Raw genomic sequence first — 6,366 nt, 5'->3', positions numbered from 1 at the left:
GATGCAGATCGAATATTGCCGGGTTTTGGAAAGCTGATAAAAAATCATTCTCTCCCTGATCAAATCATCCAACTAATTGCCGACGCGCATTCGTTAGCTTAATCCAACTGAATATTGTGATCATAGGGAATTTCAGATCTGGGGAGTGGTCACCAGCGTGATCCATCCCCTGTAACCGGTTTAAAATAGCGCCCTGCGGGCGGACTGAGGCGCGCTATCGCTTGAGGACCACTTCGTTTGAGGCAAAAGATAAGAAACAAGGATAGCCTTGCAGACCGGTACGTCACTTTCGAAACGATCGGCCGTATGAATCTGTCCCCAAAAGGCACCATATTCGCACTGGTTGACTGCAATAATTTTTATGTCTCCTGTGAGCGCGTATTCAATCCCGGATTAGAAGGCAAACCGGTGATCGTGCTGTCCAACAATGACGGCTGTGTGGTGGCCCGATCCAATGAAGCCAAAGCGCTGGGCATAAAAGCAGGAACGCCGGTATTTACCATCGCCCAGATGATCAAGGCCCACGATGTAAAAGTCTTTTCATCCAATTACGCCCTGTACGGGGATATGTCCCGCCGGATTATGCAGACCTTTTCCCGGTTTACCCCGGACATTGAAATTTATTCCATCGATGAGGCCTTTCTGGACCTGTCCGGTTTCAAACGATATGACCTGACCGATTACGGCCGAGCCATCCGCGCCACAGTCAGGCAATGGACCGGGGTGCCGGTATCTGTGGGTATTGCCAAAACCAAAACCCTTGCCAAAATCGCCAACCGGATTGCCAAAAAATCCTTGAAAACCGATGGGGTGTTGGATCTGACAGCTTTCATGTATCAAAACAAGGCACTGGAAATGACCGCCGTAGAAGATGTGTGGGGCGTCGGGCCTCAATACGCGCATTTTTTAACCCGACACGGAATTGTGACCGCTCGGCAGCTCAGGGATGCGGATGACCATTTTATCAGAAAAAAAATGGGGGTTCATGGTTCCCGGCTGCTTCAGGAGCTCAGGGGCACCCCCTGCTACGGGCTTGAAAACATCCCCCCTTCCCGAAAAGGCATCTGCGTATCCCGATCGTTCAAACATCCGATAACCCCCCTGGCGGATCTGGAGGAAGCTGTGGCGGCGTTCACCTCGACCGGTGCCGAAAAACTGAGAAAACAGCATTCAGCCGCCAGTGTACTGATGGTCTTTGTGATGACCAGCCGCTTTGGCAAAGAAGCCTGTTATTTCAACTCCCACACCACCGCGCTTCCGGTTCCTACCAGCGATACCGCAGAGCTTATTTGCCTTGCCCGGCGGGGGCTTGAAAAAATCTACCGGAAAGAATGCGGGTATAAAAAAGCCGGAATTCTGTTCAAGGCACTGGTATCCGACCGTCACATTCAGTGCGGCCTGTTTGACCCCAGAAACCGGAACCGTTCAGACCGGCTCATGCAGGCCTTTGATCACATCAACGCGCAAATGGGCGCCAACACGGTCAAATATGCCGCTGTCGGCCTTGATTCCGATCCCGGATGGAAAACCGTATTCAGCCGGCGATCGCCGGCGTATACGACCGACTGGAACCAGCTGCCGACCGTATTCTGATAAACCTCAATCATCCGAAGAAAGCGTTTTATAGAATCCGATATCCCCGTAAAAAGAGACGGCAGTCTCACCGGTATTATCGGTATCCGTCATGATGGCAACACCGGTGATTACGGGTGGTTCTTTTCCGAACGCTGTTTTGAAGTCTTCATAAACATTGCGCTGTTCGTCCACCCAGGCATTGAGTTTTTCCTCTCCGCTTTCAACGACGATCATCATCAGTTTATCAGTATAGGCATTGGGGATCACAGCGCCTTCAGGCGCCCTGCCCTCCCAGATATAACTGATGGCGGCAGAAGGAGGATACTGCCCGTAAAGCAGGCGGGCCCCTTCATATTTGATTCTGTCAAAAATTCCCGCGCGGCCCGGATCATATTCAAACGTGATATAGATCCGGGCCGCATAATCATCGCCCTGCTTCCGGCTCACATCCGCTTTTTTCAGCATCGATGTAATTTTCCAGCGCCACCGGATCACCGGGTACTGCACAGGATCAATTCTGATATGACGGATCAGCCCGGAAGCCGCGGCCTGGCTCAATGCTCTGACGACAACCGTTCCCCGGTCTTCCACCAGCTCATACCGGGTATGGGCCGATATTTTTTTAAACGTCAGCGGCTGCCAGCCTGACGGAATTCCTTTCCCCTGCTGCCCTTTTGAAAATTCCCCAACCGCCAGAGCAGGTTCCGCCCGGGCAGGAATGGACAAAACCACGCCAGAAAGCATCGCCCCCAACACCGCTGCCGGGAAAAACCTCCAAAGCATTCTCATATGCCACCTCCATACAAAGCGAATCATTGATAAACCCCAGCGCCGGGCTAAAAACTCAAGCACTGGAGGCCCACGCCTCACGGCCCTCGACTGTTATTGATTATTTCCAATTATAAGCGTATATAGGCATTTTTTGTAAGAGAATAACTTGGACCGGAAAGGCCTCGCAGTATCACTATGCAATCATCGGCAATCAGATCAGATATTTTACTGCTTCTTACCGCAACCATATGGGGATTTGCCTTTGTGGCCCAGCGGATGGGAATGGAGTTCGTGGGGCCGTTCACCTTTAACGGGGTCAGGTTCGCCCTGGGCAGTCTTTCTCTGGTTCCGCTGTTGATAATCCGCCGGCGCCAGCGCGAAATGATACAAAAAGCGCTTCCGCTGACTTCCACAACAGCCGCCCCTCTTGGTGGCGCTCTGGCAGGTGCCGCCCTTTTTCTGGGCGCATCTCTCCAGCAGGTCGGCCTGGTCTATACCACCGCGGGCAAAGCCGGTTTTATCACCGGGCTGTATGTGGTGATCGTCCCGATTCTGGGGCTTTTCTGGCGGCAGCGTCCGGATGCGGGAACCTGGATCGGTGCGTTGCTGGCGACTGCCGGCCTTTATCTGCTGAGTGTCACCGAATCGTTTACCATTGAATCCGGAGACGGTCTGGAACTGATCGGATCATTTTTCTGGGCCTGTCATGTCCTCATTCTCGGATGGCTTTCCCCCCGGATGGATGTGATCAAGATCGCCTTCTTCCAATACATCGTCTGCTCGATCCTCAGTCTGATAACTGCCGGTTTTATCGAAATCATCACCTTGAGCGGCCTGATTCAGGCAGCCGTGCCGATTCTCTACGGAGGTATCTGCTCGGTCGGCATTGCCTATACCCTTCAGGTCGTGGCCCAGAAAGATGCCCATCCGGCCCATGCCGCCATTCTGCTGAGCCTTGAATCGGTCTTTGCCGCCATCGGCGGATGGATCATCCTCGCCGAAACGCTGTCATTAAGAGCCATGGCCGGATGCCTTCTCATGCTCGGCGGAATGCTCCTGTCCCAGCTCCAGGGCTACATATTCCCGAAATCAAACCCAAAGGCTCCGCCAACGGCTTTAAATAGTGAATAAAGTCTTGACATCTTACCGGCATATTCGATATACATCGAATGTTGGTAATAACGCATAGTGAAACGCTACCCTATAAAAACAGGTTTATATCATGAATAAAACGTATCAGTATGCCGCAGCGGCCGCCGCAAAGGATACAGTCCGGGCGACCGTGTGTGCAGACAGATAATATTTCATAATCATCGTTTATAATCACCGTCACTTTCGCCATCGGCTGTAAAACAGAGCCCTTGGCGTTTTTTTTAGCCCCGGGCCGAATCGGTCCGGGGCTTTTTTTAATTAAAAAAAGGAGGCTACATGTCTGACAAACCACATATTAAATTTGCTGATCGTATGGATCAGCTGCCGCCATATCTGTTTGGCAGGATCAATAAACTAAAAATGAAAAAACGCTGGAACGGGGACGATGTCATTGATCTGGGCATGGGAAGCCCCATTGACCCGGCACCGGACATGGTGATTCAAAAGCTCTGCGAAGGGGCTCAGGATCCGAAAATTCACCGGTACCCGGCCTCCAACGGTCTCAGAAACCTGCGTCAGGAAATTACCAAAAGCTACCGTAAGGATTACGACGTCAATCTGGACAGCGAATCGGAAATTATATGCACCATCGGATCCAAAGAAGGCATTTCCCATTTGTGCATGGCGCTGATAGGCCCCGGGGATACGGTCCTGATTCCCACCCCGGCCTTTCCGATCCATATCTACGCTCCCATTATTGCCGGCGGAAACGCCATCCGCATCCCGCTGGCCACCGAAGAGGTGTTCCTGAACCAGCTGGTCACCATGTGCGAATCCATCTATCCCCGGCCCAAAGTGCTGATCATCAGCTATCCGCACAATCCCACGTCTGCGATCGCATCCATGGAGCTGTTTAAAGAAATTGTCGCGCTGGCCAAAAGATACCAGCTGATCGTTATTCATGACTTTGCGTACGCCAAAATCACCTATGACGGATATGTGGCCCCGAGTTTTCTTGAAGCTCCCGGCGCGATTGACGTGGGGGTTGAGTTCGGCACCTTTTCCAAGACCTACAATATGGCCGGCTGGCGCATGGGCTACTGTGTCGGAAATCCTGACATCATCGCAGCCCTCGCCAAAATCAAGGGATATTATGATTACGGCATTTTTAACGCTATCCAGATTGCCGGGATTGTCGCCTTGAGGCACTGTGATGATGAAATACGGCACCAGGTTCAACTGTACCAGAGCAGACGAGACACACTTTGCCGGGGACTGACCGCAATGGGATGGGACATCACCCCGCCGAAAGCCGGAATGTTTGTCTGGGCGAAAATTCCTGAGCCATTCAGCCGGATGGGCTCCATGAAGTTTTCCATTGAAATGATGAACCGCGCCAATGTGGCGATGGCACCGGGAATCGGCTTTGGCGATGACGGAGAGGGATATCTGCGGCTGGCGCTGGTGGAAAATGAACATCGTATCCGGCAGGCGCTTCGGCAGATGCGGCAGGCCATGGTAGAAATCGATCCGAAAGCCGTTCCGACACCACTTGCTCTCGCAGTAGAAACTGCGGACGATTAAGCGCCGTGGCGCCGAAAAACAGGAGGGGGGCTGGATTTTTCATTCCGGCCGGGTTATGGTGGAGCGGATGAATCAGTTATCGGTTATCCGTTATTGAATTTCGGGCTTATCGGAATTCAGCGTCACGCACATGACTGACTGTTTACGAAGGGAGGCCGTACATGGAACTCAAACTTGTGAAAATCGAAAACCCGGACAATCTGAACTTTATTCTGGGGCAATCTCACTTTATCAAAACCATTGAAGATATTTACGAAGCCATGGTCAATTCGGTTCCCATGGCAAAATTCGGTCTGGCATTCTGTGAAGCATCCGACGCGTGTCTGGTGAGGCATACCGGGACAGATGCAGCCCTGACCGAACTGGCCGGACGCAATGCCGTCAATCTTTCTGCCGGTCACAGTTTTATCCTGTTCATGGAAGGGATTTTCCCCATCAATGTACTCAACGCCATCAAAAACGTACCCGAAGTCTGCCGTATTTTCTGCGCCACTGCCAATCCGGTTGAAGTCATCGTGGCAGAAACCGATCAGGGGCGCGGAATACTCGGCGTCATTGACGGCCTTGCCTCAAAGGGTATTGAAACAGACAGTGATATTCAGGCCAGAAAACAACTGCTCAGAACCTTCGGCTACAAACAGTAGCTTGAACTTAGCGCGCTATCGCGCGGGCTAAAAGACCGCTATCGCTTGAGGACCACTTCGTTTGAGGAGCGCTTCGCTTGAGGGAAAAAATAAGAAACAAGAAGCTTTTATCTTATAACAGGACAATTTGAAACTGTTTAAAATGACTGAAAATCAGTTGCCTTTCTGGAAAACCAGGGGCCTTTCAGAAATGACCAGAGAACAATGGGAATCCCTGTGTGACGGGTGCGGGCGATGCTGCCTCGAAAAACTCGAGGACATGAAAACCGGTAAAATCCGGTATACCAATGTCGCCTGCGAACTGATGGATATTGATACCTGCCGGTGCAAGGCCTATGAGAACCGGACCGAACTGGTGCCGGACTGTCATACCCTGACGGCAGATAATATCCATAAATTTCGTTGGCTTCCCCGCACCTGTGCCTACAGGCTCCTCTTCGAGGGCAAGGATCTGGCCTGGTGGCATCCCCTGGTTTCCGGCAATGCAGACACCGTCCACGAAGCGGGAATTTCCGTTCGAGGCAAAATCATCTCCGGGGAATTTATCCACCCCGATGACCTTGAAAACTATATTGTAAACTGGAAAATCTGGAGACGAAAGGCCGGCACCGAAGAATAACCGGCGCTGGCAGTCTGCCGGCACCCACCCGACTGGGCGTTACCTGGCTGCCTTAAAATATTTTGCCGCGGATCTGTGCGG

The 6,366-nt window shown here is 52.0% G+C and carries 6 protein-coding genes; 5 read left to right on the top strand and 1 reads right to left on the bottom strand.

From position 1 onward, the window contains the following. Positions 1-237 precede the first annotated feature (237 nt). Positions 238-1,593, top strand: a complete 1,356-nt coding sequence (locus tag PHQ97_14065) for a Y-family DNA polymerase (GenBank protein MDD4393861.1) — start codon at positions 238-240, stop codon at positions 1,591-1,593. A 6-nt stretch (positions 1,594-1,599) separates the two neighbouring features. On the opposite strand, the gene PHQ97_14060 is transcribed toward PHQ97_14065, so the two are convergent. After that, positions 1,600-2,364 (bottom strand): DUF3047 domain-containing protein, encoded by a 765-nt coding sequence (locus tag PHQ97_14060; protein MDD4393860.1) that lies wholly within the window; start codon positions 2,362-2,364, stop codon positions 1,600-1,602. A gap of 177 nt (positions 2,365-2,541) precedes the next feature. On the opposite strand from PHQ97_14060, the gene PHQ97_14055 reads away from it, so the two are divergent. The 4 genes from PHQ97_14055 (at position 2,542) to PHQ97_14040 (ending at position 6,285) form a co-directional block, all read left to right on the top strand. After that, complete coding sequence (locus PHQ97_14055) at positions 2,542-3,477, top strand: DMT family transporter (GenBank protein MDD4393859.1); 936 nt, start codon at positions 2,542-2,544, stop codon at positions 3,475-3,477. Positions 3,478-3,774: 297 nt separating this feature from the next. Further along, the gene (locus PHQ97_14050) at positions 3,775-5,022 is read left to right on the top strand and encodes an aminotransferase class I/II-fold pyridoxal phosphate-dependent enzyme (GenBank protein ID MDD4393858.1); all 1,248 of its coding nucleotides are present in this window, start codon (positions 3,775-3,777) and stop codon (positions 5,020-5,022) included. Positions 5,023-5,183: 161 nt separating this feature from the next. Next, positions 5,184-5,666 (top strand): adenosine-specific kinase, encoded by a 483-nt coding sequence (locus tag PHQ97_14045; protein ID MDD4393857.1) that lies wholly within the window; start codon positions 5,184-5,186, stop codon positions 5,664-5,666. Positions 5,667-5,808: 142 nt separating this feature from the next. After that, complete coding sequence (locus tag PHQ97_14040; protein ID MDD4393856.1) at positions 5,809-6,285, top strand: YcgN family cysteine cluster protein; 477 nt, start codon at positions 5,809-5,811, stop codon at positions 6,283-6,285. The last annotated feature ends 81 nt before the right edge of the window (positions 6,286-6,366 follow it).

The sequence above is a fragment of the Desulfobacterales bacterium genome (assembly GCA_028704555.1).
Lineage (GTDB): Bacteria > Desulfobacterota > Desulfobacteria > Desulfobacterales > JAQWFD01 > JAQWFD01.
This window is presented reverse-complemented; position numbering and strand designations above follow the sequence as displayed.